23 protein-coding genes, 1 tRNA gene and 3 rRNA genes are annotated in these 26901 nt (G+C 55.2%); 19 read left to right on the forward strand and 8 right to left on the reverse strand.

The window, feature by feature from the left end; genetic code table 11:
• From QRD42_RS08780 to tilS, 12 genes are all read left to right on the forward strand, one after another.
• The coding region (locus QRD42_RS08780; protein ID WP_140444085.1) for a BamA/TamA family outer membrane protein at positions 1-164 on the forward strand (164 nt) is incomplete at its 5' end.
• Positions 165-270: 106 nt separating this feature from the next.
• Entirely contained in the window at positions 271-765 is a 495-nt protein-coding gene (gene skp / locus QRD42_RS08785) for a molecular chaperone Skp (RefSeq protein ID WP_072570727.1), read from the forward strand.
• 3 nt (positions 766-768) lie between these two features.
• Positions 769-1794, forward strand: a complete 1026-nt coding sequence (gene lpxD, locus QRD42_RS08790) for a UDP-3-O-(3-hydroxymyristoyl)glucosamine N-acyltransferase (RefSeq protein WP_318375080.1) — start codon at positions 769-771, stop codon at positions 1792-1794.
• 102 nt (positions 1795-1896) lie between these two features.
• A complete protein-coding gene (fabZ, locus tag QRD42_RS08795; RefSeq protein ID WP_006173598.1) occupies positions 1897-2352 on the forward strand; it encodes a 3-hydroxyacyl-ACP dehydratase FabZ in 456 nt (151 codons plus the stop codon).
• 3 nt (positions 2353-2355) lie between these two features.
• The gene (gene lpxA / locus QRD42_RS08800; RefSeq protein ID WP_318363905.1) at positions 2356-3144 is read left to right on the forward strand and encodes an acyl-ACP--UDP-N-acetylglucosamine O-acyltransferase; all 789 of its coding nucleotides are present in this window, start codon (positions 2356-2358) and stop codon (positions 3142-3144) included.
• Complete coding sequence (lpxB, locus tag QRD42_RS08805; RefSeq protein WP_318363906.1) at positions 3144-4289, forward strand: lipid-A-disaccharide synthase; 1146 nt, start codon at positions 3144-3146, stop codon at positions 4287-4289. Before lpxA ends, lpxB begins: the two co-directional genes overlap by 1 nt.
• Positions 4286-4882 (forward strand): ribonuclease HII, encoded by a 597-nt coding sequence (gene rnhB, locus QRD42_RS08810; protein WP_321988640.1) that lies wholly within the window; start codon positions 4286-4288, stop codon positions 4880-4882. Before lpxB ends, rnhB begins: the two co-directional genes overlap by 4 nt.
• Positions 4883-4916: 34 nt before the next feature.
• Positions 4917-8399 (forward strand): DNA polymerase III subunit alpha, encoded by a 3483-nt coding sequence (dnaE, locus tag QRD42_RS08815; RefSeq protein WP_321988641.1) that lies wholly within the window; start codon positions 4917-4919, stop codon positions 8397-8399.
• A 12-nt stretch (positions 8400-8411) separates the two neighbouring features.
• Positions 8412-9371, forward strand: coding sequence for an acetyl-CoA carboxylase carboxyl transferase subunit alpha (gene accA, locus QRD42_RS08820; RefSeq protein WP_072570737.1), 960 nt, complete (start codon positions 8412-8414; stop codon positions 9369-9371).
• A 101-nt stretch (positions 9372-9472) separates the two neighbouring features.
• Positions 9473-11611, forward strand: coding sequence for a lysine decarboxylase LdcC (locus QRD42_RS08825; RefSeq protein WP_321988642.1), 2139 nt, complete (start codon positions 9473-9475; stop codon positions 11609-11611).
• 58 nt (positions 11612-11669) lie between these two features.
• Positions 11670-12059 carry a VOC family protein gene (locus QRD42_RS08830; RefSeq protein ID WP_318363908.1) on the forward strand — a complete coding sequence of 130 codons (390 nt, stop codon included), beginning with the start codon at positions 11670-11672 and terminating at the stop codon, positions 12057-12059.
• 61 nt (positions 12060-12120) lie between these two features.
• A complete protein-coding gene (gene tilS, locus QRD42_RS08835; protein ID WP_321988643.1) occupies positions 12121-13413 on the forward strand; it encodes a tRNA lysidine(34) synthetase TilS in 1293 nt (430 codons plus the stop codon).
• Positions 13414-13442: 29 nt separating this feature from the next.
• On the opposite strand, the gene rof is transcribed toward tilS, so the two are convergent.
• On the reverse strand, positions 13443-13703 hold the full coding sequence (gene rof / locus QRD42_RS08840; RefSeq protein WP_072570744.1) for a Rho-binding antiterminator: 261 nt from the start codon (positions 13701-13703) through the stop codon (positions 13443-13445).
• Positions 13690-13890, reverse strand: a complete 201-nt coding sequence (locus QRD42_RS08845; protein WP_072570746.1) for a YaeP family protein — start codon at positions 13888-13890, stop codon at positions 13690-13692. The genes rof and QRD42_RS08845 overlap by 14 nt, the downstream gene beginning before the upstream one ends.
• A 197-nt stretch (positions 13891-14087) precedes the next feature.
• On the opposite strand from QRD42_RS08845, the gene QRD42_RS08850 reads away from it, so the two are divergent.
• Positions 14088-14633, forward strand: a complete 546-nt coding sequence (locus tag QRD42_RS08850; RefSeq protein ID WP_318377325.1) for a YaeQ family protein — start codon at positions 14088-14090, stop codon at positions 14631-14633.
• On the forward strand, positions 14630-15043 hold the full coding sequence (gene arfB / locus QRD42_RS08855; protein WP_072570750.1) for an alternative ribosome rescue aminoacyl-tRNA hydrolase ArfB: 414 nt from the start codon (positions 14630-14632) through the stop codon (positions 15041-15043). Before QRD42_RS08850 ends, arfB begins: the two co-directional genes overlap by 4 nt.
• Positions 15044-15164: 121 nt before the next feature.
• Here the strand turns inward: arfB and proS are convergent, their stop codons facing one another.
• The 6 genes from proS to metN form a co-directional block, all read right to left on the reverse strand.
• On the reverse strand, positions 15165-16883 hold the full coding sequence (gene proS / locus QRD42_RS08860; protein ID WP_321988644.1) for a proline--tRNA ligase: 1719 nt from the start codon (positions 16881-16883) through the stop codon (positions 15165-15167).
• A 111-nt stretch (positions 16884-16994) separates the two neighbouring features.
• Entirely contained in the window at positions 16995-17699 is a 705-nt protein-coding gene (gene tsaA / locus QRD42_RS08865) for a tRNA (N6-threonylcarbamoyladenosine(37)-N6)-methyltransferase TrmO (RefSeq protein ID WP_321988645.1), read from the reverse strand.
• Entirely contained in the window at positions 17696-18100 is a 405-nt protein-coding gene (gene rcsF, locus QRD42_RS08870) for an Rcs stress response system protein RcsF (protein WP_072570755.1), read from the reverse strand. Before rcsF ends, tsaA begins: the two co-directional genes overlap by 4 nt.
• A gap of 107 nt (positions 18101-18207) precedes the next feature.
• Positions 18208-19023: a MetQ/NlpA family lipoprotein gene (locus QRD42_RS08875; RefSeq protein ID WP_072570757.1), complete on the reverse strand. Its 816-nt coding sequence runs from the start codon at positions 19021-19023 to the stop codon at positions 18208-18210.
• Between the two features lie 43 nt (positions 19024-19066).
• Positions 19067-19720 carry a methionine ABC transporter permease MetI gene (locus QRD42_RS08880; protein WP_072570759.1) on the reverse strand — a complete coding sequence of 218 codons (654 nt, stop codon included), beginning with the start codon at positions 19718-19720 and terminating at the stop codon, positions 19067-19069.
• Positions 19713-20744 carry a methionine ABC transporter ATP-binding protein MetN gene (gene metN, locus QRD42_RS08885; RefSeq protein ID WP_321988646.1) on the reverse strand — a complete coding sequence of 344 codons (1032 nt, stop codon included), beginning with the start codon at positions 20742-20744 and terminating at the stop codon, positions 19713-19715. Before metN ends, QRD42_RS08880 begins: the two co-directional genes overlap by 8 nt.
• 190 nt (positions 20745-20934) lie before the next feature.
• Between metN and gmhB the strand changes: the two genes are divergently transcribed.
• The 5 genes from gmhB to rrf all read left to right on the forward strand — a co-directional run bounded on the left by gmhB (position 20935) and on the right by rrf (position 26895).
• Positions 20935-21495: a D-glycero-beta-D-manno-heptose 1,7-bisphosphate 7-phosphatase gene (gene gmhB / locus QRD42_RS08890; protein WP_318377321.1), complete on the forward strand. Its 561-nt coding sequence runs from the start codon at positions 20935-20937 to the stop codon at positions 21493-21495.
• Between the two features lie 376 nt (positions 21496-21871).
• A 16S ribosomal RNA gene (locus tag QRD42_RS08895) occupies positions 21872-23411 on the forward strand.
• An 85-nt stretch (positions 23412-23496) separates the two neighbouring features.
• Positions 23497-23571, forward strand: a tRNA-Glu gene (locus QRD42_RS08900).
• Between the two features lie 209 nt (positions 23572-23780).
• Positions 23781-26686, forward strand: a 23S ribosomal RNA gene (locus QRD42_RS08905).
• A 93-nt stretch (positions 26687-26779) separates the two neighbouring features.
• Positions 26780-26895: ribosomal RNA gene (gene rrf, locus QRD42_RS08910) — 5S ribosomal RNA — on the forward strand.
• Together the 16S, 23S and 5S rRNA genes with 1 tRNA gene alongside form the textbook arrangement of a ribosomal RNA operon.
• Positions 26896-26901 lie beyond the last annotated feature (6 nt).

Consider the following 26901-nt stretch of genomic DNA (forward strand, 5'->3'; position numbering starts at 1 on the left):
TGCCTGACTACAGTGACCCGAGCAATATTCGTATGTCTGCCGGTATCGCACTACAATGGATGTCTCCATTGGGGCCGTTGGTCTTCTCTTACGCCCAGCCGTTTAAGAAGTACGATGGCGACAAAGCAGAGCAGTTCCAGTTTAACATCGGTAAAACCTGGTAACTGGTCTTTGCAAAGGACTGCAATAGCAGTGTAGCGTGACACGGTTTCGCCCTGTCACGCAAAGAATGGTACCTGCGGGTACATTTGGGATGGTAAGGAGTTTACAGTGAAAAAGTGGTTATTAGCGGCAGGTCTCGGTTTAGCGATGGCAACGTCCGCGCAGGCAGCAGACAAAATTGCAATCGTGAACATGGGCAACCTGTTCCAGCAGGTGGCACAGACAACTGGCGTTTCCAAAACGCTGGAAAATGAGTTCAAAGGCCGTGCCGGTGAACTTCAGAAAATGGAAACCGATCTGCAGTCTAAAATGCAGCGTTTGCAGCGTGATGGTTCTACCATGAAATCATCCGATCGTAGCAAGCTGGAAAAAGACGTAATGGCACAGCGCCAGACCTTCTCTCAGAAAGCACAAGCTTTTGAGCAGGATCGTCAGCGTCGTTCCAACGAAGAGCGCGGCAAACTGGTTAACCGTATCCAGGCGGCTGTGAAGAAAGTGGCTGACGACCAGAGCATCGATCTGGTGGTTGACGCAAATACCGTTGCTTACAACAGCAGTGATGTGAAAGACATTACCGCTGATGTGCTGAAACAGGTTAAATAAGTAATGCCTTCAATTCGACTGTCTGAATTAGCAGGGCAGTTGGATGCAGAATTACACGGTGATGGCGATATCGTCATCACCGGCGTTGCGTCCATGCAGTCTGCTAAAGCAGGTCAAATTACTTTCATGGTAAATCCAAAATACCGTGAACACCTGGCCGCCTGCCAGGCGTCTGCTGTCGTCATGACGCAGGACGATCTCCCTTACGCCAAAAGCGCGGCGCTGGTAGTGAAGAATCCCTACCTGACTTATGCGCGTATGGCCCAAATTCTTGATTCCACGCCGCAGCCGGCACAGAACATTGCGCAAAGCGCGGTGATTGATGCCTCGGCAACGCTGGGTCAAAACGTCTCCATCGGCGCGAACGCCGTTATCGAATCTGATGTGGTATTAGGCGATAACGTAGTGATTGGCGCGGGTTGCTTCGTCGGGAAAAAGACTAAAATTGGCGCAGGCTCGCGTTTATGGGCCAACGTTACCGTTTACCATGAGATTGAGATCGGTGAGAATTGCCTGATCCAGTCCGGGACGGTGATCGGCGCGGACGGTTTTGGCTATGCCAACGATCGCGGCAACTGGGTTAAGATCCCGCAGCTCGGCCGGGTGATCATTGGCTCTCGCGTAGAGATCGGCGCCTGTACCACTATCGATCGTGGGGCGCTGGATGACACCATTATCGGTAATGGCGTCATTATTGATAATCAGTGCCAGATTGCACATAACGTTGTGATTGGCGACAATACCGCAGTTGCGGGTGGCGTCATCATGGCGGGCAGCCTGAAAATTGGCCGTTACTGTATGATTGGCGGTGCCAGCGTGATTAACGGTCATATGGAAATCTGCGATAAAGTCACCGTAACGGGTATGGGCATGGTGATGCGTCCGATTACTGAACCGGGCGTATACTCCTCCGGTATCCCGCTGCAACCCAACAAAGTGTGGCGCAAAACAGCAGCACTGGTGATGAACATTGATGATATGAGCAAGCGTCTTAAAGCCGTTGAGCGCAAGGTCAATCAACAAGACTAATAATTCATCCGTTTTACGCCCAAACTTCTCGGCCTGACGGCATTAGCTTGCCGCGGGCCGTGTTATTATTGCCATTAAGTATATTTAGACAGGAAGAGTATTTTGACTACTGACACTCATACTCTGCACATTGAAGAGATTTTAGAGCTTCTGCCGCACCGTTACCCGTTCTTGCTGGTCGACCGTGTGCTGGATTTTGAAGAAGGTCGTTTTCTGCGCGCAGTAAAAAATGTTTCGGTTAACGAGCCATTTTTCCAGGGGCATTTCCCTGGCAAACCTATTTTCCCGGGCGTCCTGATCCTGGAAGCCATGGCGCAGGCCACCGGTATTCTGGCGTTTAAAAGCGTTGGTAAACTGGAGCCAGGCGAGCTGTATTACTTTGCGGGCATCGATGAAGCGCGCTTTAAGCGCCCGGTTGTCCCTGGTGATCAGATGATCATGGAAGTGACGTTCGAAAAAACGCGTCGTGGCCTGACACGCTTTAAAGGCGTGGCTACGGTTGACGGCAAAGTTGTTTGTGAAGCTACTATGATGTGTGCACGTAGCCGGGAGGCCTGATACGTGATTGATAAAACCGCCTTTATTCATCCTACCGCCATTGTGGAAGACGGTGCCGTCATCGGCGCTAACGTTCATATTGGACCGTTTTGTCTTGTTGGACCCCATGTTGAAATTGGTGAGGGTACCGTACTGAAGTCTCATGTTGTGATTAATGGCCACACTGTTATTGGCCGTGACAACGAGATATATCAGTTCGCCACTATCGGTGAAGCAAACCAGGATTTGAAATACGCTGGTGAGCCGACCCGTGTAGAAGTGGGCGATCGTAACCGCATTCGCGAAAGCGTCACCATTCACCGTGGAACCGTTCAGGGTGGTGGATTGACGAAGGTGGGCAGCGACAACCTACTGATGGTTAACGCGCACGTTGCGCATGACTGTACCGTCGGGAATCGCTGTATTCTTGCTAACAATGCAACGCTTGCGGGCCACGTTTCGGTTGATGATTTTGCAATCATCGGCGGCATGACGGCTGTGCATCAGTTCTGCATTATTGGCGCTCACGTTATGGTCGGCGGTTGCTCCGGTGTGGCGCAGGACGTCCCGCCGTATGTAATTGCCCAGGGTAACCACGCCACGCCGTTCGGAGTCAACATCGAAGGGCTGAAGCGCCGTGGTTACAGCAAAGAGGCGCTGTTCGCTATCCGTAACGCTTACAAACTGCTGTACCGCAGTGGTAAGACGCTGGAAGAAGCGAAGCCGGAAATCGCCGCACTGGCGGAACAGCATCCGGAAGTGAAAGCGTTCACCGAGTTCTTCGAACGCTCAACCCGTGGTCTGATCCGTTAATGTCTGGTCGTCCTCTTACGATAGCCCTGGTCGCCGGAGAAACCTCCGGCGATATTCTTGGCGCAGGTCTTATTAAAGCGCTGAAAGCACGCCACCCTGACGCGCGTTTTGTTGGCGTCGCGGGGCCGCGTATGCAGGCCGAAGGTTGTGAAGCCTGGTACGAGATGGAAGAGCTGGCGGTGATGGGCATCGTGGAGGTGCTGGGTCGTTTGCGCCGTCTGCTGCACATTCGCGCCGATCTCACCCGCCGTTTTACCGATCTTAAGCCTGATGTGTTTGTCGGCATTGATGCGCCGGACTTCAACATCACGCTGGAAGGCAATCTTAAAAAGCAGGGGATCAAAACGATCCATTACGTCAGTCCGTCCGTCTGGGCCTGGCGTCAAAAACGCGTTTTCAAAATCGGCAGATCCACCAATCTGGTGCTGGCTTTTCTGCCTTTCGAAAAAGCGTTTTATGACCGGTTTAACGTGCCGTGTCGCTTTATCGGCCATACCATGGCGGACGCTATGCCGCTGGATCCCGATAAAAACGCGGCCCGCGATACGCTGGGCATTGCTCACGATGTGCATTGTCTGGCGCTGCTGCCCGGTAGCCGCGGGGCGGAAGTGGAAATGCTCAGCGCAGATTTCCTGAAAACCGCACAGATCCTGCGTAGCCACTATCCGGATCTGGAAGTGGTGGTGCCGCTGGTTAATGCGAAACGCCGCGAGCAGTTTGAACGCATCAAAGCGGATGTCGCGCCGGATTTGCGCGTGCATCTGCTGGATGGCATGGGTCGTGAGGCGATGGTCGCCAGCGATGCCGCGCTTCTGGCGTCCGGCACCGCCGCGCTGGAGTGCATGCTGGCGAAATGCCCGATGGTGGTGGGCTATCGTATGAAGCCGTTCACCTTCTGGATCGCCAAACGTCTGGTGAAAACCGACTACGTGTCGCTGCCGAATCTGTTGGCCGGGCGTGAACTGGTGAAAGAATTATTACAGGAAGAGTGCCAGCCGCAGGCGTTAGCCGATGCGCTGTTGCCCCTGCTTGCCAATGGCAAAACCAGCCATGCCATGCATGAGACATTCCGCGAACTGCATCAGCAGATCCGTTGCAATGCCGATGAACAAGCAGCCGATGCGGTGCTGGAGTTAGCGCAATGATGGAATTTATCTATCCGCACACCCGATTAGTGGCCGGTGTGGATGAAGTTGGCCGTGGCCCGCTGGTCGGCGCTGTGGTGACCGCGGCGGTGATCCTCGATCCGGCGCGCCCGATTGCGGGTCTGAATGACTCGAAAAAATTATCGGAAAAGCGCCGACTGGCGCTGTTTGATGAAATCAAAGACAAGGCGCTGAGCTGGAGCCTGGGCCGTGCCGAACCGCATGAAATCGACGAGCTGAATATTCTGCACGCCACCATGCTGGCGATGCAGCGTGCCGTTGCCGGGCTGCACATCGCCCCGGAATATGTCCTGATTGACGGCAACCGCTGTCCGGCGCTGCCGATGCCGTCAATGGCGGTAGTAAAAGGTGACAGCCGGGTCGCAGAAATCAGCGCGGCGTCTATTATTGCCAAAGTGACGCGCGATGCGGAAATGGCGGCGCTGGATCTGACTTTTCCTCAATATGGCTTTGCCCGGCACAAAGGGTATCCGACAGCCTTCCATCTGGAGCGGCTGGCGATGCACGGTGCCACAGAGCATCACCGGCGTAGCTTTGCGCCCGTAAAACGCGCACTGGGACTGGTGTCCTGATCCTTGCAGCACAATAAGTAAACCGGAAGCTAAAATGGCTGAACCACGTTTCGTACACCTGCGGGTGCACAGCGACTATTCCATGATCGATGGGCTGGCAAAGACCGGGCCGCTGGTGAAAAAGGCGGCCTCGCTGGGCATGCCTGCGCTGGCGATCACCGATTTTACCAACCTCTGCGGTCTGGTTAAGTTCTACGGGACGGGCCACGGTGCGGGGCTGAAGCCCATTGTCGGCGCAGATTTCCATGTGCAGAGCGACATCATGGGCGACGAGCTGACGCAGATCACCGTGCTGGCGGCCAATAACAACGGCTATCAGAACCTGACGCTGCTGATCTCCCGCGCTTACCAGCGTGGCTATGGCGCGCAGGGGCCGTGGATCGATCGCGACTGGCTGGCGGAGCTGGGCGATGGCCTGATCCTGCTGTCCGGCGGGCGCATGGGCGACGTTGGCCGCAGCCTGCTGCGCGGCAACAGCGCGCTGGTTGATCAGTGCGTCTCGTTCTACGAAACGCACTTCCCGGACCGCTTCTTCCTTGAGCTTATCCGTACCGGTCGCCCGGACGAAGAGAACTATTTACATGCGGCCGTCGAGCTGGCGCAGGCCCGCGGCCTGCCGGTCGTTGCCACCAACGACGTACGCTTTATCGACAGCGGTGATTTTGACGCGCACGAAATTCGCGTGGCGATCCACGATGGTTTTACCCTCGACGATCCCAAACGTCCGCGCAACTACTCGCCGCAGCAGTATCTGCGTACCGAAGACGAGATGGTGGAGCTGTTTGCGGATCTGCCGGAAGCTCTGCAAAACAGCGTTGAAATTGCCAAACGCTGTAACGTCACCGTGCGCCTCGGCGAATACTTCCTGCCGCAGTTCCCGACCGGTGACATGAGCACCGAAGATTTCCTGATCCTGAAATCGAAAGAGGGGCTGGAAGAGCGTCTGGAGTTCCTCTTCCCGGACCCGGCGGTGCGCGCAGAGAAACGCCCGGAATATGACGAGCGCCTGGACATAGAACTCCAGGTGATCAACCAGATGGGGTTCCCTGGCTACTTCCTCATCGTGATGGAATTTATCCAGTGGTCGAAGGATAACGGCGTACCGGTAGGGCCGGGGCGCGGCTCGGGCGCGGGTTCGCTGGTGGCCTATGCGCTGAAAATCACCGACCTCGATCCGCTGGAATTCGACCTGCTGTTCGAACGCTTCCTTAACCCGGAGCGTGTGTCGATGCCTGACTTCGACGTTGACTTCTGCATGGAGAAACGCGATCAGGTGATTGAACACGTGGCCGATATGTATGGCCGCGACGCGGTATCGCAGATTATTACCTTTGGTACGATGGCGGCGAAAGCGGTGATCCGCGACGTGGGCCGCGTACTGGGTCATCCGTACGGCTTTGTCGATCGTATCTCAAAACTCATCCCGCCCGATCCGGGGATGACGCTGGCGAAAGCCTTTGAAGCCGAGCCGCAGCTGCCGGAAATCTACGAGGCTGACGAAGAAGTCAAAGCGCTGATAGATATGGCGCGCAAGCTGGAAGGTGTAACGCGTAACGCCGGTAAACATGCGGGCGGCGTGGTGATCGCGCCGACGAAAATTACCGACTTTGCGCCGCTGTATTGCGATGAATCAGGCCAGCATCCGGTCACCCAGTTCGACAAGAACGACGTGGAATATGCCGGTCTGGTGAAGTTCGACTTCCTTGGTTTGCGAACGCTCACTATCATTGACTGGGCGCTGAAGATGATCAACCCGCGCCGGGCCAAACAGGGCCTGGAGCCGATTGATATTGCGGCGATCCCGCTTGATGACAAGAAAAGCTTTGATATGCTGCAGCGCTCGGAAACGACCGCCGTGTTCCAGCTTGAATCGCGCGGCATGAAAGATCTAATCAAGCGTCTGCAGCCAGACTGCTTCGAAGATATGATCGCGCTTGTGGCGCTGTTCCGTCCGGGCCCCCTTCAGTCCGGCATGGTGGATAACTTTATTGACCGTAAGCACGGGCGCGAAGAGATCTCCTATCCGGATGTGCAGTGGCAGCACGAATGCCTGAAACCGGTACTGGAGCCAACCTACGGCATTATCCTGTACCAGGAACAGGTGATGCAGATCGCGCAGGAGCTTTCCGGCTATACCCTGGGGGGCGCGGACATGCTGCGTCGTGCGATGGGTAAGAAAAAGCCCGAAGAGATGGCCAAGCAGCGTTCTGTCTTTGAAGAGGGCGCGAGAAAGAACGGCATCGACGGCGAACTGGCGATTAAAATTTTCGATCTGGTGGAAAAATTCGCTGGCTATGGCTTTAACAAATCGCACTCCGCCGCCTACGCGCTGGTGTCTTACCAGACGCTGTGGCTGAAAGCGCACTATCCGGCTGAGTTTATGGCGGCGGTGATGACCGCCGATATGGACAACACTGAGAAGGTGGTGGGGCTGGTGGATGAGTGCTGGCGCATGGGGCTTAAGATCCTGCCGCCGGACATTAACTCCGGGCTGTATCATTTCCACGTTAACGATGACGGTGAAATTGTCTATGGCATCGGCGCGATCAAAGGCGTGGGTGAAGGCCCGATTGAAGCCATTCTCGAAGCGCGTAATAAAGACGGCTATTTCCGCGAGCTGTTTGATTTATGCGCCCGTACCGACACCAAAAAGCTTAACCGCCGGGTGCTGGAAAAACTGATTATGTCCGGGGCTTTCGACCGCCTCGGACCGCACCGTGCGGCGCTGATGAATGCGCTGGGCGATGCGCTGAAAGCCGCCGATCAGCATGCGAAAGCCGAGGCTATCGGCCAGGCTGACATGTTTGGCGTGCTGGCAGAAGAGCCGGAGCAGGTGGAGCAGTCCTATGCCAGCTGCCAGCCGTGGCCGGAACAGGTGGTGCTGGATGGCGAGCGTGAAACCCTGGGTCTGTATCTGACAGGGCACCCGATCACTCAGTACCTGAAAGAAATTGAGCGGTATGTCGGCGGCAATCGCCTGAAAGACATGCACCCGACGGAACGTGGGAAAGTCACCACGGCGGCGGGGCTCGTCATTGCTGCGCGGGTAATGGTCACCAAGCGCGGCAATCGTATCGGCATCTGTACGCTGGATGACCGTTCCGGACGCCTGGAGGTGATGTTATTCACCGACGCGCTGGATAAATATCAGCATTTGCTGGAAAAAGACCGCATACTTATCGTCAGCGGACAGGTCAGCTTTGATGACTTCAGCGGCGGGCTTAAAATGACTGCCCGCGAAGTCATGGACATTGACGAAGCCCGGGAAAAATATGCTCGCGGGCTTGCTATCTCGCTGACGGACAGGCAAATTGATGACCAGCTTTTAAACCGACTCCGTCAGTCTCTGGAACCCCATCGTTCGGGGACCATTCCAGTACATCTCTACTATCAGAGGGCGGATGCACGTGCGCGGTTGCGCTTCGGTGCAACGTGGCGTGTCTCTCCGAGCGATCGTTTACTCAACGATCTGCGTGGCCTTATTGGTTCGGAGCAGGTGGAACTAGAGTTTGACTAATACAGGAATACTATGAGTCTGAATTTCCTTGATTTCGAACAGCCGATTGCTGAGCTGGAAGCGAAAATCGATTCCCTGACGGCCGTAAGCCGCCAGGATGAGAAACTGGATATTAACATCGACGAAGAAGTGCATCGTCTGCGTGAAAAGAGCGTAGAACTGACGCGCAAAATCTTTGCCGATCTCGGCGCATGGCAGGTCGCGCAACTGGCGCGTCACCCGCAGCGTCCGTACACCCTGGATTATGTCCGCCTGGCATTTGATGAATTCGACGAGCTGGCAGGTGACCGTGCTTACGCTGACGATAAAGCCATTGTTGGCGGGATCGCGCGTCTGGATGGCCGTCCGGTGATGATCATTGGTCATCAGAAAGGGCGCGAAACCAAAGAGAAAATTCGTCGTAACTTCGGCATGCCCGCTCCGGAAGGCTATCGCAAAGCGCTGCGCCTGATGGAAATGGCAGAGCGTTTTAACATGCCGATCATTACCTTTATCGACACCCCTGGCGCTTATCCAGGCGTCGGCGCGGAAGAGCGCGGTCAGTCTGAAGCCATCGCCCGCAACCTGCGTGAAATGTCGCGTCTGAACGTACCTGTCATCTGCACCGTCATTGGTGAGGGTGGTTCCGGCGGCGCGCTGGCGATCGGCGTTGGCGATAAAGTTAATATGCTGCAGTACAGCACCTATTCCGTTATCTCTCCGGAAGGTTGTGCGTCCATTCTGTGGAAAAGCGCCGACAAAGCGCCGCTGGCCGCGGATGCCATGGGCATTATCGCGCCGCGCCTGAAAGAGCTGAAGCTGATCGACAGCGTGATCCCGGAACCGCTGGGCGGCGCGCACCGTAACCCGGAAGCGATGGCTGCCTCCCTGAAAGCGCAACTGCTGGACGATCTGGCGGATCTCGATGTGCTGAGCAAAGAAGATCTGCGTAACCGTCGTTACCAGCGTCTGATGAGCTACGGCTACGCCTGATACGCGTCATGATTCTGAAAAGCCACACTATAGTGTGGCTTTTTTTATACCTGCCGTTTACCTCAACTATCATTAGCGGAGGTTTTTTGCAGGAGTGACGCGTGAATATTATTGCCATTATGGGAACGCATGGCGTTTTTTATAAAGATGAACCTATAAACGAACTGGTCATCGCGCTGGAGAAACAAGGGTTTAAAATCATCTTCCCGCAGAACAGCGCCGATCTGCTGAAGTTTATTGAGCATAACCCGCGCATCTGCGGCGTGATTTTTGACTGGGACGAGTACGGCATTGAGCTGTGCAGCGATATTAATCAGCTCAACGAATATCTGCCGCTGTATGCTTTTATCAATACCCACTCAACGCTCGACGTCAGCGCCCACGATATGCGCATGGCGCTGTGGTTCTTTGAATATGCGCTGGATGTCGCTGACGGCATCGCCACACGCATTGAGCAGTACACCCGCGAATATCTTGATAACATCACGCCGCCTTTTACCCGCGCGCTCTACACCTATGTGAAAGAGGGGAAATACACCTTTTGCACGCCAGGGCATATGGCGGGAACGGCGTACCAAAAAAGTCCGGTGGGCTGTTTGTTTTATGACTTCTTTGGCGGTAATACGCTGAAAGCGGATGTCTCGATTTCCGTCACTGAGCTGGGCTCGCTGCTCGATCATACCGGTCCGCATCTGGAAGCGGAGGAGTACATCGCCCGCACCTTTGGCGCTGAGCAGAGCTATATGGTGACCAACGGCACCTCGACGTCCAACAAAATCGTCGGCATGTACGCCGCGCCCGCCGGCAGCACGCTGCTGATTGACCGTAACTGCCATAAATCCCTCGCTCATCTGTTGATGATGAGCGATGTCGTGCCGCTGTGGCTGAAGCCGGGGCGTAACGCGCTGGGGATTCTGGGCGGCATTCCCCGTCGTGAATTCAGCCATGCAAGCATTGAGCAAAAAGTGGCGGCCACCAGCGGGGCGGCCTGGCCGGTGCATGCGGTGATCACCAACTCCACCTATGACGGGCTGCTGTACAACACCAACTGGATCAAGAAGACCCTCGATGTGCCGTCGATCCATTTTGATTCCGCCTGGGTGCCTTACACTAATTTCCATCCCATCTATGCCGGAAAGAGCGGCATGAGCGGTGAACGCGTGCCGGGGAAAGTCTTCTTCGAAACCCAGTCGACGCATAAAATGCTGGCAGCGTTTTCGCAGGCCTCGCTGATCCACATTAAAGGCGAGTACGACGAGGAGACGTTTAACGAAGCCTATATGATGCATACCACCACCTCGCCGAGCTATCCGCTGGTGGCCTCTATTGAAACGGCGGCGGCAATGCTGCGCGGCAATCCCGGCAAACGGCTGATCAACCGTTCCGTTGAGCGGGCGCTGCATTTCCGTAAAGAGGTGCAGCGGCTGAAGGATGAGGCCGACGGCTGGTTCTTTGACATCTGGCAGCCGGAGGAAATCGACGAGGCTGACTGCTGGCCGGTGGCGCCGGGGGAGAGCTGGCACGGATTCCGCGACGCGGACGCCGATCATATGTTCCTCGATCCGGTCAAAGTGACCATTCTCACGCCGGGCATGGATGAGCAGGGCAACATGAGCGATGAAGGGATCCCGGCGGCGCTGGTGGCGAAATTCCTTGATGAGCGTGGCGTGGTGGTGGAAAAAACCGGGCCTTACAATCTGCTGTTCCTGTTCAGTATCGGCATCGACAAAACGCGGGCGATGGGACTGCTGCGCGGGCTGATGGAGTTCAAGCGCGCCTACGATCTGAATCTGCGGGTGAAAAATATGCTGCCGGATCTCTACGCGGAAGATCCCGATTTTTACCGCAATATGCGTATTCAGGATCTGGCGCAGGGCATTCATCAACTGATCCGCCAGCACGATCTGCCGCGCCTGATGTTACAGGCCTTTGACGTGCTGCCCACCATGCGTATGACCCCGCACCAGGCCTGGCAGCAGCAGGTGAAAGGCGAGGTGGAGACGGTGGCGCTGGAGGAGATTGTCGATCGTGTGTCGGCCAATATGATCCTGCCATATCCGCCGGGCGTGCCGCTGCTGATGCCGGGGGAGGTGATCACAGCCAGGAGCCGCGCCGTGCTCGATTTCCTGCTTATGCTCTGCGCCATTGGCCGTCATTATCCCGGCTTTGAAACCGACATTCACGGGGCGAAGCGCGATGAAGAGGGCATCTACCGGGTACGAGTCCTAAAACAGGGCTGACCCCTTGCAGAGCGCCGCGGGCGATCGTAACGTGCAGGGATCGGAAAAAGGAGACAGCATGCTCGGCTTAAAACAGGTTCACCATATCGCGATCATCGCGAGCGACTATACCCGCAGTAAGGCGTTTTACTGCGACATACTGGGCTTTAGCTTACAAAGTGAAGCGTACCGTGCGGAGCGGGACTCCTGGAAAGGCGATCTGGCGCTGAACGGCCAGTATGTGATCGAGCTGTTTTCATTTCCGTTTCCGCCGGCGCGTCCGAGCCACCCGGAAGCCTGCGGTTTACGCCACCTGGCGTTCAGCGTGGATGACGTTGAAGCAGCGATCGCGCATCTGGAAGCCCATAACGTGACCTGCGAGCCGGTACGTGTCGATCCCTTTACCGGCAAACGTTTTACCTTCTTTAACGATCCCGACGGTCTGCCGCTGGAACTTTACCAGCAGTAACGCTTGCCACTGTGGAAGATGCCCGGTAACGTGCCGCCATCTTCCTTTTTAAACGATCATCATGACCATTTCCGCTCTTGCACAGTCCCTTGAACCGCATCGCCAGTTGCTGGTGGGGTTCAGCGGCGGCCTCGATTCAACCGTACTGCTGCACCAGCTGGTGTGCTGGCGTGAACAGCAGCCGGAGGTATCGCTGCGCGCGATCCACGTCCATCACGGTCTGAATGCCCGCGCGGATGAGTGGGTGGAACAGTGCCAGGCGCTTTGCGAACAGTGGCAGGTACCCCTTACCGTCGTGCGCGTGACGTTAAACCAGGCCGGGCAAAGTATTGAAGCGCAGGCGCGCCAGGCGCGCTATCAGGCTTTTCGCGAGGCGCTGTTGCCCGGCGAAGTGCTGCTTACCGCCCAGCATCTGGACGATCAGAGCGAAACTTTTCTGCTGGCGTTAAAGCGCGGCAGCGGCCCGGCAGGACTGGCGGCGATGCCCGCCTCTCTGCCTTTCGGCGATACGCTGTTGCTGCGTCCGCTGCTCCATACCCGCCGGACGGCGCTGGAAGCCTGGGCGCAGCAGCATGCGCTGCGCTGGATCGAAGATGACAGCAATCAGGATGATAAATACGACCGCAACTTTTTACGTCTGCATATTTTGCCGCGTCTTAACGCCCGCTGGCCGCATTTTGCCGACGCGGTGGCGCGCAGCGCCGCGCTTTGCGGCGAGCAGGAGCAGCTGCTTGACGAGCTACTGGCGGAAGAGCTGGCCGCGCTGACCAACGAAGCGGGTGCGCTGCATATCGCCCCGCTGATGACGAAAAGCGCCGTCCGACGCGCAGCTATCCTGCGCCGCTGGCTGGCGCAGCAGGGCGCGGCTATGCCATCACGTGACCGGCTGGCGCGCATCTGGCAGGAAGTGGCGCTGGCGCGCGACGATGCAACCCCCGGCCTGACGCTGGGCGATGGAGAGATCCGTCGCTATCAGGGACTGCTCTGGTGGGTAAAGGTGCCGCAAAGTCAGCGCGACACACAAATCGGCTGGGATGATCCCTTTCAGCCGCTGGCCTTACCCGCGGGCCTGGGAGAATTGCAGCTTATAATAGGCGGCGAGATACGTGCCCCGCGCGCCGGTGAACGGGCGACAGTGCGTTTTTACGCGCCCGGAACGCTGCATATCCTTGGTCGTGCCGGGGGGCGTAAGCTGAAAAAAATCTGGCAGGAGCTGGGAGTGCCGCCCTGGCAGCGGGATAGCACGCCAATTCTGTTCTATGATGAAACGCCGATTGCCGCGGCGGGGCAGTTTATAACGCGGGACGGACTGGCGGAGGAGGAAGCCGGTTTTACGTTGCGGTGGAAAAGATAACGGGCAGCCAGGCTGCCCGCTTGATTGACTCAGGATTCGCTCACCACAACGGTGCCGATTTGCGGATGGCTGAAGCTGGCTATTCTGTCGAGGCGGAGTTCCCGCGTCGTGCCAGCGGCATCAGCGACCAGGTACTCAACGTTCTTACGCATGACCAAATCGCTGGCTTTTGCCTGCAAAACTTCGCCGTCTTTGAGTTCCAGCGTCAGTAAAAGATGATGCTGGCAGGCGAGCTCGAGGTTGTCATAGTCATCACAATTGATGGGTTGATAAGTATCATTCATTGACATAATCGCTCACCAGTAAGTTCGCGGCAGCATAAGCCGCCTTTTCCCTGACAGACTCCGAAGTCGCACCATCTGATGCCACTTCATTGAGTACGTTTAACACGCAGCCCAGCGCATCGGGGATATACCCTAAGTCTCCGCTGGCGATCTCCGCATACCGCTTGCGTATTAACTCACAGTAATTTTCCACATGTCCTCCTGTCAGTGTGCTGACTTCACCATGGGATGTAAGTTTAAGCCTACGAAGATAAACTCTGTTTAGCAAGGTGACTATACCACACTCATTGGCGCATTATCAGCGTAGTAAGCGGTCACTACTTTAAGAGTAAACAGCGCTTTATCCCTTAATTCGCTACAATGGGGATAATTTTGTGCAGGAGTGGTGTCATGGCGTTAAAAGCGACAATTTATAAAGCGACGGTCAATGTGGCCGATCTGGATCGTAATCAGTTTATGGATGCTACGCTCACGCTGGCCCGCCATCCTTCTGAAACCCAGGAGCGCATGATGCTGCGCCTGCTGGCGTGGATCAAATATGCTGACGAGCGGTTACAGTTCTCCCGTGGCCTGAGCGCCGAAGATGAGCCGGAAGCCTGGCGGCATAACGATCACATGGGCATCGACCTGTGGATCGAGCTGGGACTGCCGGATGAGAAACGCATCAAAAAAGCCTGCACCCAGGCCAAAGAAGTGGCGTTGTTTACCTATAACAGCCGTTCTGCGCAAATCTGGTGGCAGCAAAATCAGACTAAGCTGGCGACCTACAGCAACCTGAGCATCTGGTATCTGGATGATGAACAGCTGGCGAAGCTCAGCGAGTTTGCCGGGCGTACCATGACCCTGCAGGCCACCATTCAGGAGGGGGCGATCTGGCTGTCTGATGCGCAGAATAACCTGGAGATCCATCTGACCACCTGGCAACAACCGGCATGATCACGCTGTCATCGAATGTCACTATCCCGGACAACGAACTGGAGATCACGGCGATCCGTTCTCAGGGCGCAGGCGGGCAAAACGTCAATAAAACTTCCACGGCCATTCACCTGCGTTTCGACATTCGCGCCTCCAGCCTGCCGGAGTTTTACAAAGAGCGCCTGCTGGCGGCGACGCACCATTTGATCACCGCGGAAGGCGTGGTGATTATCAAGGCGCAGGAGTACCGCAGTCAGGAGATGAACCGTGAAGCGGCGCTGGCGCGGCTGGAAGCGTTGATAAGAGAATTAACCGTGGTACAGAAAAGTCGACGTCCAACGCGGCCCACGCGCGCGTCCAAAGAGCGGCGTCTGGCGGGCAAAGCGCAGAAATCGACTGTTAAATCCCTGCGCGGCAAAGTGCGCCCATAAAAAAAGCCCGGTTACCTTGATGTGACCGGGCTGTCATTTGCCGGGTGGCGACTGCGTCTTACCCGGCCTGCATGAGCTTATGTAGGCCCGGCAAGCCTGCGCCGCCGGGCTATAACAATCCTCAGCCTTTAATCGCCCTGACCAGATACGGCAGGATGTCGCCGGTTTTGATCATCTGCTTCTCGCCGCTACGACGATATTTGTACTCAATTTCGTCGCTGTCGAGGTTACGATCGCCGATAACGATAGTGTGCGGAATGCCGATCAGCTCCATGTCTGCAAACATCACGCCCGGACGCTCTTTACGATCATCCATCAGCACTTCAATGCCCTGCGCACGCAGCTCGCTGTACAGCTTCTCTGCCAGTTCCTGCACGCGGAAGGATTTGTGCATGTTCATCGGCAGGATCGCCACCTGGAAAGGTGCGATGGCGTCAGGCCAGACGATACCGCGTTCGTCGTGGTTCTGCTCAATGGCCGCAGCCACCACGCGGGTCACACCGATACCGTAGCAACCCATGGTCAGCGTAACGTTACGACCATCTTCACCCTGTACGGAGGCTTTCAGCGCTTCGGAGTACTTGGTACCCAGCTGGAAAATATGACCCACTTCGATACCGCGTTTGATCAACAGCGTACCCTGACCGTCCGGGCTTGGGTCGCCGGCCACCACGTTACGCAGATCCGCGACTTCTGGCGTCGCCACATCGCGATCCCAGTTGATGCCAAAGTAGTGTTTACCGTCAATGTTCGCGCCTGCGGAGAAATCACTCATCGCGGCAACGGTACGGTCGATAACTACCGGGATCGGCAGGTTAACCGGACCCAGCGAGCCAGGGCCTGCTTTAACCAGCGCGCGGATCTCTTCTTCGCTGGCAAAGGTCAGCGGGCTGGCAACCTGCGGCAGTTTTTCGGCTTTGATTTCGTTCAGTTCGTGATCGCCACGCACCAGCAGGGCAACCAGCGGATATGCGCTGTCTTCCACTGCTTTTACCAGCAGAGTTTTCACGGTTTTCTCGATTGGCAGATTGAACTGCTCAACCAGCTCGGCGATGGTTTTCGCGTTCGGCGTATCAACCAGCGTCATTTCCTGCGTCGCGGCGGCACGCGGCTCTTTCGGTGCCAGCGCTTCGGCAAACTCAATGTTGGCTGCGAAATCGGAGCTGTCGGAGAAGATCACATCGTCTTCGCCGCTCTGCGCCAGCACCTGGAATTCGTGCGAAGCGCTACCGCCGATTGAGCCGGTGTCAGCCTGTACCGCGCGGAAATCCAGACCCATACGGCTGAAGATTTTGCTGTAGGCCGCATACATGGCATCGTAGGTTTCCTGCAGGGATTCCTGAGAGGTATGGAAAGAGTAAGCATCTTTCATCAGGAATTCACGGGAACGCATCACGCCGAAACGCGGGCGCACTTCGTCACGGAATTTAGTCTGGATCTGGAAGAAGTTCAGCGGCAGCTGTTTGTAAGAGCTGAGCTCGTTACGGATCAGGTCGGTGATCACTTCTTCATGCGTCGGGCCGAGCACGAACGGACGTTCGCCACGATCGACAAAACGCAGCAGTTCCGGGCCATACTGCTCCCAGCGGCCGCTTTCCACCCACAGATCGGCGGGCTGAACAACCGGCATGGACACCTCGATCGCACCGGCGTTGTTCATCTCTTCACGCACGATGTTTTCGACTTTCTTCAGCACGCGCAGGCCGGTCGGCAGCCAGGTGTATAACCCTGAGGCCAGCTTGCGGATCATCCCGGCGCGCAGCATCAACTGGTGGCTGATGACTTCGGCATCGGCAGGTGTCTCCTTCAGAGTGGAGAGCAGATATTGGCTAGTACGCATGTAGTTACGGTTCCATTTGGACGATGAGCACAGGCTCAAAACGAGCCTGACACAAAAAAAGTGGTTTAGTTTATCAGCCTGGCAATGATGCCAAAAGAGAGCGCACTAAAATTAGCGCGATTCCAGCGCAAAGACCTCAAATCCCGACGGCGTTACGCGCCAGCGCACGTTAAAATCCAGCAACCATACGGCATAGGTTTTGCCCATATCTTCTTCTTTGCGGTAGGCCGGGCGCGGATCCTGGGCCAGTACATCGATGATGAACTGTCGCAGGGCAGGGTAGCGCTGCTCCAGCGCCGGTAACTGCCGGGCAATGTCTTCGGTAAAAAACACCGGCATATCCGCCTGCGGCGCAAGCTGGGCATAGCTGGCTTTCGCGTCGGGTAAGGCTTCGGCGAACGGCAGATAGGGCTTGATGTCGATCACTGGCGTGCCGTCGACCAGATCCAGACTGCCGAGCTCAAGAATGACCTGATCTTTCTGGCAGCGAATGCCTTTTAATTCAACCAGCGACATGCCGACCGGATTCGGGCGGAATGTTGAGCGCGTGGCAAACACGCCCATTCGGGCATTGCCGCCGAGACGGGGAGGGCGCACCGTTGGCCGCCAGCCCCCTTCCATCGTCTGATGGAAAACAAACAGCACCCACAGATGGCTGAACGCCTCAAGGCCGCGTACGGCATCGGCCTGATTGTATGGGGCAGTAAGATGAAGTTCGCCGCGACTGTTTACCAGCCCTGGCTGACGCGGTACGGCAAACTTCTCTTTATAGGGCGAACGGATAACGCCTATTTGCTCAAACGAAAAGGCACTCATTTTGCCGTAATGTTAAGCGCAGTACCAATGCATACCGCCTGACGATAGCAGCCCGGCGTGCCGCTGGTAACTTCACAGCTGTGCTGTAACACGGCGTTGGCGCGCAATTTAGAAGCGTTAATCTGCATGCGTTTACGTGCGGTAGGGATATTCGGCGGGGAGTCCTGATTAGACGCCTGGCAGGAGTCGCCGGACACTTCACCCAGATCGCGGAACGGTTTACCAACCAGCTCTTCGGCATTGGTGATAATTCTTACCGGGGCCGCGCGCGGCGCTTTTGGTTTTTCCGGCTCGGTTTTTGTGGTTGTAGCGGTGCCCCTGGCCGGTTCGACGGGAGATCTGCTTAGCATGGAACAGCCGCTCAGCATGAGTGCCAGTAAACAGATCGGTAAAGCGCGCATAATATATCCTCAGTAAATAATGGCATTACCAGGTATTGAAACAGGAGAGTACAGAAATGACAAGGCGGGCTTACGCCCGCCTTGAAGGATATTACAGAAAAAAGCGATTACCAGCCTTTAACCGCGCCGCCGTTAAAGACTTTGTTGGCTTCCTGGTAAACTTCATCAGACTGGTAAGCCTGGATGAATTTCTTCACGTTTTCCGCATCTTTGTTGTCTTCGCGGGATACGAGCAGGTTGACGTACGGGGAGTCTTTATCTTCAACGAAGATACCGTCTTTCGCCGGCGTCAGGTTGATCTGGCTGGCGTAAGTGGTGTTGATGACGGCCAGCGCAATCTGCGCGTCGTCTAACGAGCGCGGTAACTGCGGCGCTTCCAGTTCAACAATCTTCAGGTTTTTCGGGTTTTCCACCACGTCCAGCACGGTCGGCAGCAGACCGACGCCATCTTTCAGTTTGATCAGACCCTGTTTTTGCAGCAGCAGCAGGGAACGGCCCAGGTTAGTCGGATCGTTCGGTACGGCAACCTGCGCGCCTTCCTGCAACTCATCAATGGATTTGATTTTTTTGGAGTAGCCGGCGATCGGGTAAACGAAGGTGTTCGCCACGGAGGTCAGCTTATAGCCGCGATCTTTGATCTGCTGATCCAGATAAGGTTTGTGCTGGAAGGCGTTCAGGTCGATGTCGCCTTTGCTCAGCGCTTCGTTCGGAAGCACGTAATCGTTAAAGGTCACCAGTTCCACGTCCAGACCGTATTTCTCTTTCGCCACTTTCGCGGCGGTTTCCGCTACCTGCTGCTCAGCGCCGACGATCACGCCCACTTTAATGTGGTTGGGATCTTTTTCGTCCTGACCGCAACCCACGAGGGCCAGAGAACCAATCAGGGCACCCACTGCCGCAAAGGTCTTGAATTTAAACGCCATGCTATTTCCTTAACTCTCAGAGTCGATTGTGTTGTTTATAACGTTATTTGTGAGTGACAGCCCGGACGATACGATCGCCCGAGAACTGGATCAGATAAACCAGCACGACCAGCAGTACCAGCACCGTATTCATCACGGTGGCGTTATAGCCGATGTAACCGTACTGATAGCCAATTTGTCCCAGGCCACCGGCACCCACAGCACCGCCCATGGCGGAATAACCCACAAGGGTGATCAGGGTAATGGTAGCCGCGTTCACCAGACCAGCAAGGGCTTCAGGCAGCAGGACCTTACGAATGATCTGCATCGGCGTGGCGCCCATCGCGCGTGAGGCTTCGATAAGTCCGGTCGGGATCTCCAGTAAGGCGTTCTCAACCATACGGGCAATAAAGGGCGCTGCGCCCACGGTCAGCGGTACGATAGCCGCCTGCAAGCCGATGGAGGTGCCCACAATCACGCGGGTGAAGGGGATCATCCAGACCAGCAAAATAATGAACGGAATGGAGCGGAAAATATTCACCAGCGCGGAAATGCTGCGATATAGCTTTGCGTTCTCGCTGATCTGACCGGGACGGGTGACGTACAGCAGTACGCCTACCGGCAGCCCGATCACAAAACCAAAGAAGCCGGAGACAAAGGTCATCGCCAGCGTCTCCCAGACGCCCCGCGCCAGTAACCACATCATTGGCTCAGACATAACCCAGCACCTCTACTTTTACATGGTGTTCCTGCAGCCACGCAATGGCGGCTTGCGTATCCTGTTGTGTGCCGTGCATTTCCGTCAGCATGATGCCGAACTTCACGCCGCCGGCGTAATCCATCTGCGCGCTGATAATGTTGTTGTTCACATTAAAACGGCGTGCGGTTTCAGAAAGCAGGGGAGCATCCACCGACTGACCGGTAAATTCCATACGCAGCATCGGCACGCTGGTGGCGCCCTGCTCTGCCGTCATGCGCTGCTGATAATCTTCCGGAATGTCCAGATGCAGCGTGGACTGAATAAACTGTTGCGCCAGCGGCGTTTTCGGATGCGAGAACACTTCGCTGACGGTGTCCTGCTCGATAAGCTCGCCGTTGCTGATCACGGCCACGCAGTCGCAGATACGTTTCACCACGTCCATTTCATGCGTAATAAGGAGGATGGTTAAACCAAGACGGCGGTTAATATCTTTGAGCAGTTCGAGGATGGAGCGGGTCGTCGCTGGATCCAGCGCGCTGGTGGCCTCATCACACAGCAATACTTTGGGATTGCTGGCCAGCGCACGGGCAATGGCTACGCGCTGTTTTTGACCGCCGGAAAGATTCGCCGGATAGCTGTCATGCTTATCGCTCAGGCCCACTAACTCCAGCAGCTCGGTGACGCGGCGTTTGATTTCAGCGGCGGGGGTGTTGTCCAGCTCCAGCGGTAATGCGACGTTGCCCGCCACGGTGCGCGAAGCAAGCAGGTTAAAATGCTGGAAGATCATGCCGATCTGACGACGGGCTTTGGTTAACTGGGATTCGGTCAGGGCAGTTAAATCCTGACCGTCAACCAGCACGCTGCCCTGCGTCGGACGCTCCAGCAGGTTTACGCAGCGGATTAAGGTACTTTTCCCCGCACCTGAAGCGCCAATGACGCCATAAATTTGACCGGCAGGGACATGCAGGCTGACATTGTTCAGCGCCTGTATAGTGCGGTTCCCCTGCTGGAAGACTTTGGTGATATTCGAAAGTTTAATCATTAGATTATTTTTATCGTTTAAAAGTTAGCCGTGGCATTTTGTTCTGCCGGATACGGGCGATGACCGTAAACAAAACGGATGTTAAGGCATCCAGACGTCTATTTCAATGTAACTCTGTATGATGAGCACTTTCTTGCGTTCAGAAACATGAGATACTAGCGCCATAGGTCTTATATAAAGGAGCAAACCGGTGGCACAGTCAGTACCCGCAATTTTTCTCGATCGTGATGGCACGATTAATGTCGATCATGGCTATGTCCATGAGAGTGATAACTTCGAATTTATCGATGGCGTCATAGATGCCATGCGTGAACTGAAGGCGATGGGCTATGCGCTGGTGGTCGTCACCAATCAGTCCGGCATCGCCCGCGGTAAGTTCAGCGAAGCGCAGTTCGAAACGCTGACCGAATGGATGGACTGGTCGCTGGCGGATCGCGGCGTCGACCTGGATGGCATCTATTACTGTCCGCATCATCCGGAAGGAAGCGTGGAAGAGTTCCGCCAGGTATGCGATTGCCGTAAACCGCAGCCGGGAATGCTTATCTCCGCGCGCGATTTTTTGCACATTGATATGACCGCTTCTTATATGGTTGGCGACAAACTTGAAGATATGCAGGCTGCCGCTGCCGCAGGTGTGGGTCATAAAGTATTAGTGCGCACGGGTAAACCCGTCACGCCTGAAGCAGAAAACGCAGCAGATTGGGTAATTAATAGCCTTGCTGACCTGCCTGCGGCAATCAAAAAGCAGTAAAAATAAGCGTTATGATGAAAAGGTGAGCGGTTGAAACAAAAATGCAGTTTTATGCTTGTCATCCCGTCCGGACTCCCTATAATGCGCCTCCATCGACACGGCGGATGTGAATCACTTCACACAAACAGCCGGTTCGGTTGAAGAGAAAAAATCCTGAAATTGAGGGTTGACTCTGAAAGAGGAAAGCGTAATATACGCCACCTCGCGACAGAGCGCTAAAGCGCGTCGCAACTGCTCTTTAACAATTTATCAGACAATCTGTGTGGGCACTCAAGGACATGGATTCTTAAACGTCTTCGGACGCTAAATGAATACCAAGTCTCTGGAGTGAACATACGTAATTCATTACGAAGTTTAATTCACGAGCATCAAACTTAAATTGAAGAGTTTGATCATGGCTCAGATTGAACGCTGGCGGCAGGCCTAACACATGCAAGTCGAGCGGTAGCACAGAGAGCTTGCTCTCGGGTGACGAGCGGCGGACGGGTGAGTAATGTCTGGGAAACTGCCTGATGGAGGGGGATAACTACTGGAAACGGTAGCTAATACCGCATAACGTCGCAAGACCAAAGAGGGGGACCTTCGGGCCTCTTGCCATCAGATGTGCCCAGATGGGATTAGCTAGTAGGTGGGGTAACGGCTCACCTAGGCGACGATCCCTAGCTGGTCTGAGAGGATGACCAGCCACACTGGAACTGAGACACGGTCCAGACTCCTACGGGAGGCAGCAGTGGGGAATATTGCACAATGGGCGCAAGCCTGATGCAGCCATGCCGCGTGTATGAAGAAGGCCTTCGGGTTGTAAAGTACTTTCAGCGGGGAGGAAGGTGTTGTGGTTAATAACCTCAGCAATTGACGTTACCCGCAGAAGAAGCACCGGCTAACTCCGTGCCAGCAGCCGCGGTAATACGGAGGGTGCAAGCGTTAATCGGAATTACTGGGCGTAAAGCGCACGCAGGCGGTCTGTCAAGTCGGATGTGAAATCCCCGGGCTCAACCTGGGAACTGCATCCGAAACTGGCAGGCTTGAGTCTTGTAGAGGGGGGTAGAATTCCAGGTGTAGCGGTGAAATGCGTAGAGATCTGGAGGAATACCGGTGGCGAAGGCGGCCCCCTGGACAAAGACTGACGCTCAGGTGCGAAAGCGTGGGGAGCAAACAGGATTAGATACCCTGGTAGTCCACGCTGTAAACGATGTCGACTTGGAGGTTGTGCCCTTGAGGCGTGGCTTCCGGAGCTAACGCGTTAAGTCGACCGCCTGGGGAGTACGGCCGCAAGGTTAAAACTCAAATGAATTGACGGGGGCCCGCACAAGCGGTGGAGCATGTGGTTTAATTCGATGCAACGCGAAGAACCTTACCTACTCTTGACATCCAGAGAACTTAGCAGAGATGCTTTGGTGCCTTCGGGAACTCTGAGACAGGTGCTGCATGGCTGTCGTCAGCTCGTGTTGTGAAATGTTGGGTTAAGTCCCGCAACGAGCGCAACCCTTATCCTTTGTTGCCAGCGATTCGGTCGGGAACTCAAAGGAGACTGCCAGTGATAAACTGGAGGAAGGTGGGGATGACGTCAAGTCATCATGGCCCTTACGAGTAGGGCTACACACGTGCTACAATGGCATATACAAAGAGAAGCGACCTCGCGAGAGCAAGCGGACCTCATAAAGTATGTCGTAGTCCGGATCGGAGTCTGCAACTCGACTCCGTGAAGTCGGAATCGCTAGTAATCGTGGATCAGAATGCCACGGTGAATACGTTCCCGGGCCTTGTACACACCGCCCGTCACACCATGGGAGTGGGTTGCAAAAGAAGTAGGTAGCTTAACCTTCGGGAGGGCGCTTACCACTTTGTGATTCATGACTGGGGTGAAGTCGTAACAAGGTAACCGTAGGGGAACCTGCGGTTGGATCACCTCCTTACCTGAAAGAACCTGCCTTGCAGTGTCCACACAGATTGTCTGATGAAAGTAATGAGCAAGACGGCTGCGAAGTCGTGACACCTCGTGTCCCCTTCGTCTAGCGGTTAGGACTCCGCCCTTTCACGGCGGCAACAGGGGTTCGAATCCCCTAGGGGACGCCACTTGCTGGGTGTGAGTGAAAGGCACAACCAATCAGTATCTCAAAACAGACTTCAGAGTCTCGTTTGAGATATTTGCTCTTTAAAAATCTGGATCAAGCTGAAAATTGAAACGACACGCTGTTTCTTTTCTCCGTAATAAGAAAAGAAAAACGGCGTGTTCGAGTCTCTCAAATTTTCGCAATCAGAAGTGAAACATCTTCGGGTTGTGAGGTTAAGCGACTAAGCGTACACGGTGGATGCCCTGGCAGTCAGAGGCGATGAAGGGCGTGCTAATCTGCGATAAGCGCCGGTAAGGTGATATGAACCGTTATAACCGGCGATACCCGAATGGGGAAACCCAGTGCAATCCGTTGCACTATCATGTCATGAATACATAGTGGCATGAGGCGAACCGGGGGAACTGAAACATCTAAGTACCCCGAGGAAAAGAAATCAACCGAGATTCCCCCAGTAGCGGCGAGCGAACGGGGAGGAGCCCAGAACCTGAATCAGCATGTGTGTTAGTGGAAGCGTCTGGAAAGTCGCAGGGTACAGGGTGATACTCCCGTACACAAAAATGCATATGTTGTGAGTTCGAAGAGTAGGGCGGGACACGTGGTATCCTGTCTGAATATGGGGGGACCATCCTCCAAGGCTAAATACTCCTGACTGACCGATAGTGAACCAGTACCGTGAGGGAAAGGCGAAAAGAACCCCGGCGAGGGGAGTGAAACAGAACCTGAAACCGTGTACGTACAAGCAGTGGGAGCCTCTTTATGGGGTGACTGCGTACCTTTTGTATAATGGGTCAGCGACTTATATTCTGTAGCAAGGTTAACCGTATAGGGGAGCCGAAGGGAAACCGAGTCTTAACTGGGCGTTAAGTTGCAGGGTATAGACCCGAAACCCGGTGATCTAGCCATGGGCAGGTTGAAGGTTGGGTAACACTAACTGGAGGACCGAACCGACTAATGTTGAAAAATTAGCGGATGACTTGTGGCTGGGGGTGAAAGGCCAATCAAACCGGGAGATAGCTGGTTCTCCCCGAAAGCTATTTAGGTAGCGCCTCGTGAACTCATCTTCGGGGGTAGAGCACTGTTTCGGCTAGGGGGTCATCCCGACTTACCAACCCGATGCAAACTGCGAATACCGAAGAATGTTATCACGGGAGACACACGGCGGGTGCTAACGTCCGTCGTGAAGAGGGAAACAACCCAGACCGCCAGCTAAGGTCCCAAAGTCATGGTTAAGTGGGAAACGATGTGGGAAGGCACAGACAGCCAGGATGTTGGCTTAGAAGCAGCCATCATTTAAAGAAAGCGTAATAGCTCACTGGTCGAGTCGGCCTGCGCGGAAGATGTAACGGGGCTAAACCATGCACCGAAGCTGCGGCAGCGACACTATGTGTTGTTGGGTAGGGGAGCGTTCTGTAAGCCGTTGAAGGTGGACTGTGAGGTCTGCTGGAGGTATCAGAAGTGCGAATGCTGACATAAGTAACGATAAAGCGGGTGAAAAACCCGCTCGCCGGAAGACCAAGGGTTCCTGTCCAACGTTAATCGGGGCAGGGTGAGTCGACCCCTAAGGCGAGGCCGAAAGGCGTAGTCGATGGGAAACAGGTTAATATTCCTGTACTCGGTGTTACTGCGAAGGGGGGACGGAGAAGGCTATGTTGGCCGGGCGACGGTTGTCCCGGTTTAAGCGTGTAGGTGTGTGTTCCAGGTAAATCCGGTTCACTCTAACACTGAGGCGTGATGACGAGGCACTACGGTGCTGAAGTGACAAATGCCCTGCTTCCAGGAAAAGCCTCTAAGCATCAGGTAACACAGAATCGTACCCCAAACCGACACAGGTGGTCAGGTAGAGAATACCAAGGCGCTTGAGAGAACTCGGGTGAAGGAACTAGGCAAAATGGTGCCGTAACTTCGGGAGAAGGCACGCTGGTGCGTAGGTGAAGTGACTTGCTCACGGAGCTGAAACCAGTCGAAGATACCAGCTGGCTGCAACTGTTTATTAAAAACACAGCACTGTGCAAACACGAAAGTGGACGTATACGGTGTGACGCCTGCCCGGTGCCGGAAGGTTAATTGATGGGGTTAGCGGCAACGCGAAGCTCTTGATCGAAGCCCCGGTAAACGGCGGCCGTAACTATAACGGTCCTAAGGTAGCGAAATTCCTTGTCGGGTAAGTTCCGACCTGCACGAATGGCGTAATGATGGCCAGGCTGTCTCCACCCGAGACTCAGTGAAATTGAAATCGCTGTGAAGATGCAGTGTACCCGCGGCAAGACGGAAAGACCCCGTGAACCTTTACTATAGCTTGACACTGAACACTGGTCCTTGATGTGTAGGATAGGTGGGAGGCTTTGAAGCGTGGACGCCAGTCTGCGTGGAGCCATCCTTGAAATACCACCCTTTAATGGCTGGTGTTCTAACGTGGACCCGTGATCCGGGTTGCGGACAGTGTCTGGTGGGTAGTTTGACTGGGGCGGTCTCCTCCTAAAGCGTAACGGAGGAGCACGAAGGTTAGCTAATCCTGGTCGGACATCAGGAGGTTAGTGCAATGGCATAAGCTAGCTTGACTGCGAGCGTGACGGCGCGAGCAGGTGCGAAAGCAGGTCATAGTGATCCGGTGGTTCTGAATGGAAGGGCCATCGCTCAACGGATAAAAGGTACTCCGGGGATAACAGGCTGATACCGCCCAAGAGTTCATATCGACGGCGGTGTTTGGCACCTCGATGTCGGCTCATCACATCCTGGGGCTGAAGTAGGTCCCAAGGGTATGGCTGTTCGCCATTTAAAGTGGTACGCGAGCTGGGTTTAGAACGTCGTGAGACAGTTCGGTCCCTATCTGCCGTGGGCGCTGGAGAATTGAGGGGGGCTGCTCCTAGTACGAGAGGACCGGAGTGGACGCATCACTGGTGTTCGGGTTGTCATGCCAATGGCATTGCCCGGTAGCTAAATGCGGAAGAGATAAGTGCTGAAAGCATCTAAGCACGAAACTTGCCCCGAGATGAGTTCTCCCTGACTCCTTGAGAGTCCTGAAGGAACGTTGAAGACGACGACGTTGATAGGCCGGGTGTGTAAGCGCAGCGATGCGTTGAGCTAACCGGTACTAATGAACCGTGAGGCTTAACCTTACAACGCCGAAGATGTTTTGGCGTGATTTGAGAGATTTTCAGCTGATACAGATTACTGTTTAATGCCTTAAGGCRTTAGACGAACAGAATTTGCCTGGCGGCACTAGCGCGGCGGTCCCACCTGACCCCATGCCGAACTCAGAAGTGAAACGCCGTAGCGCCGATGGTAGTGTGGGGTCTCCCCATGCGAGAGTAGGGAACTGCCAGGCATCAAA

It is taken from the genome of Enterobacter sp. PGRG2, from assembly GCF_030291195.1.
Taxonomy (GTDB): Bacteria; Pseudomonadota; Gammaproteobacteria; order Enterobacterales; family Enterobacteriaceae; genus Enterobacter_D.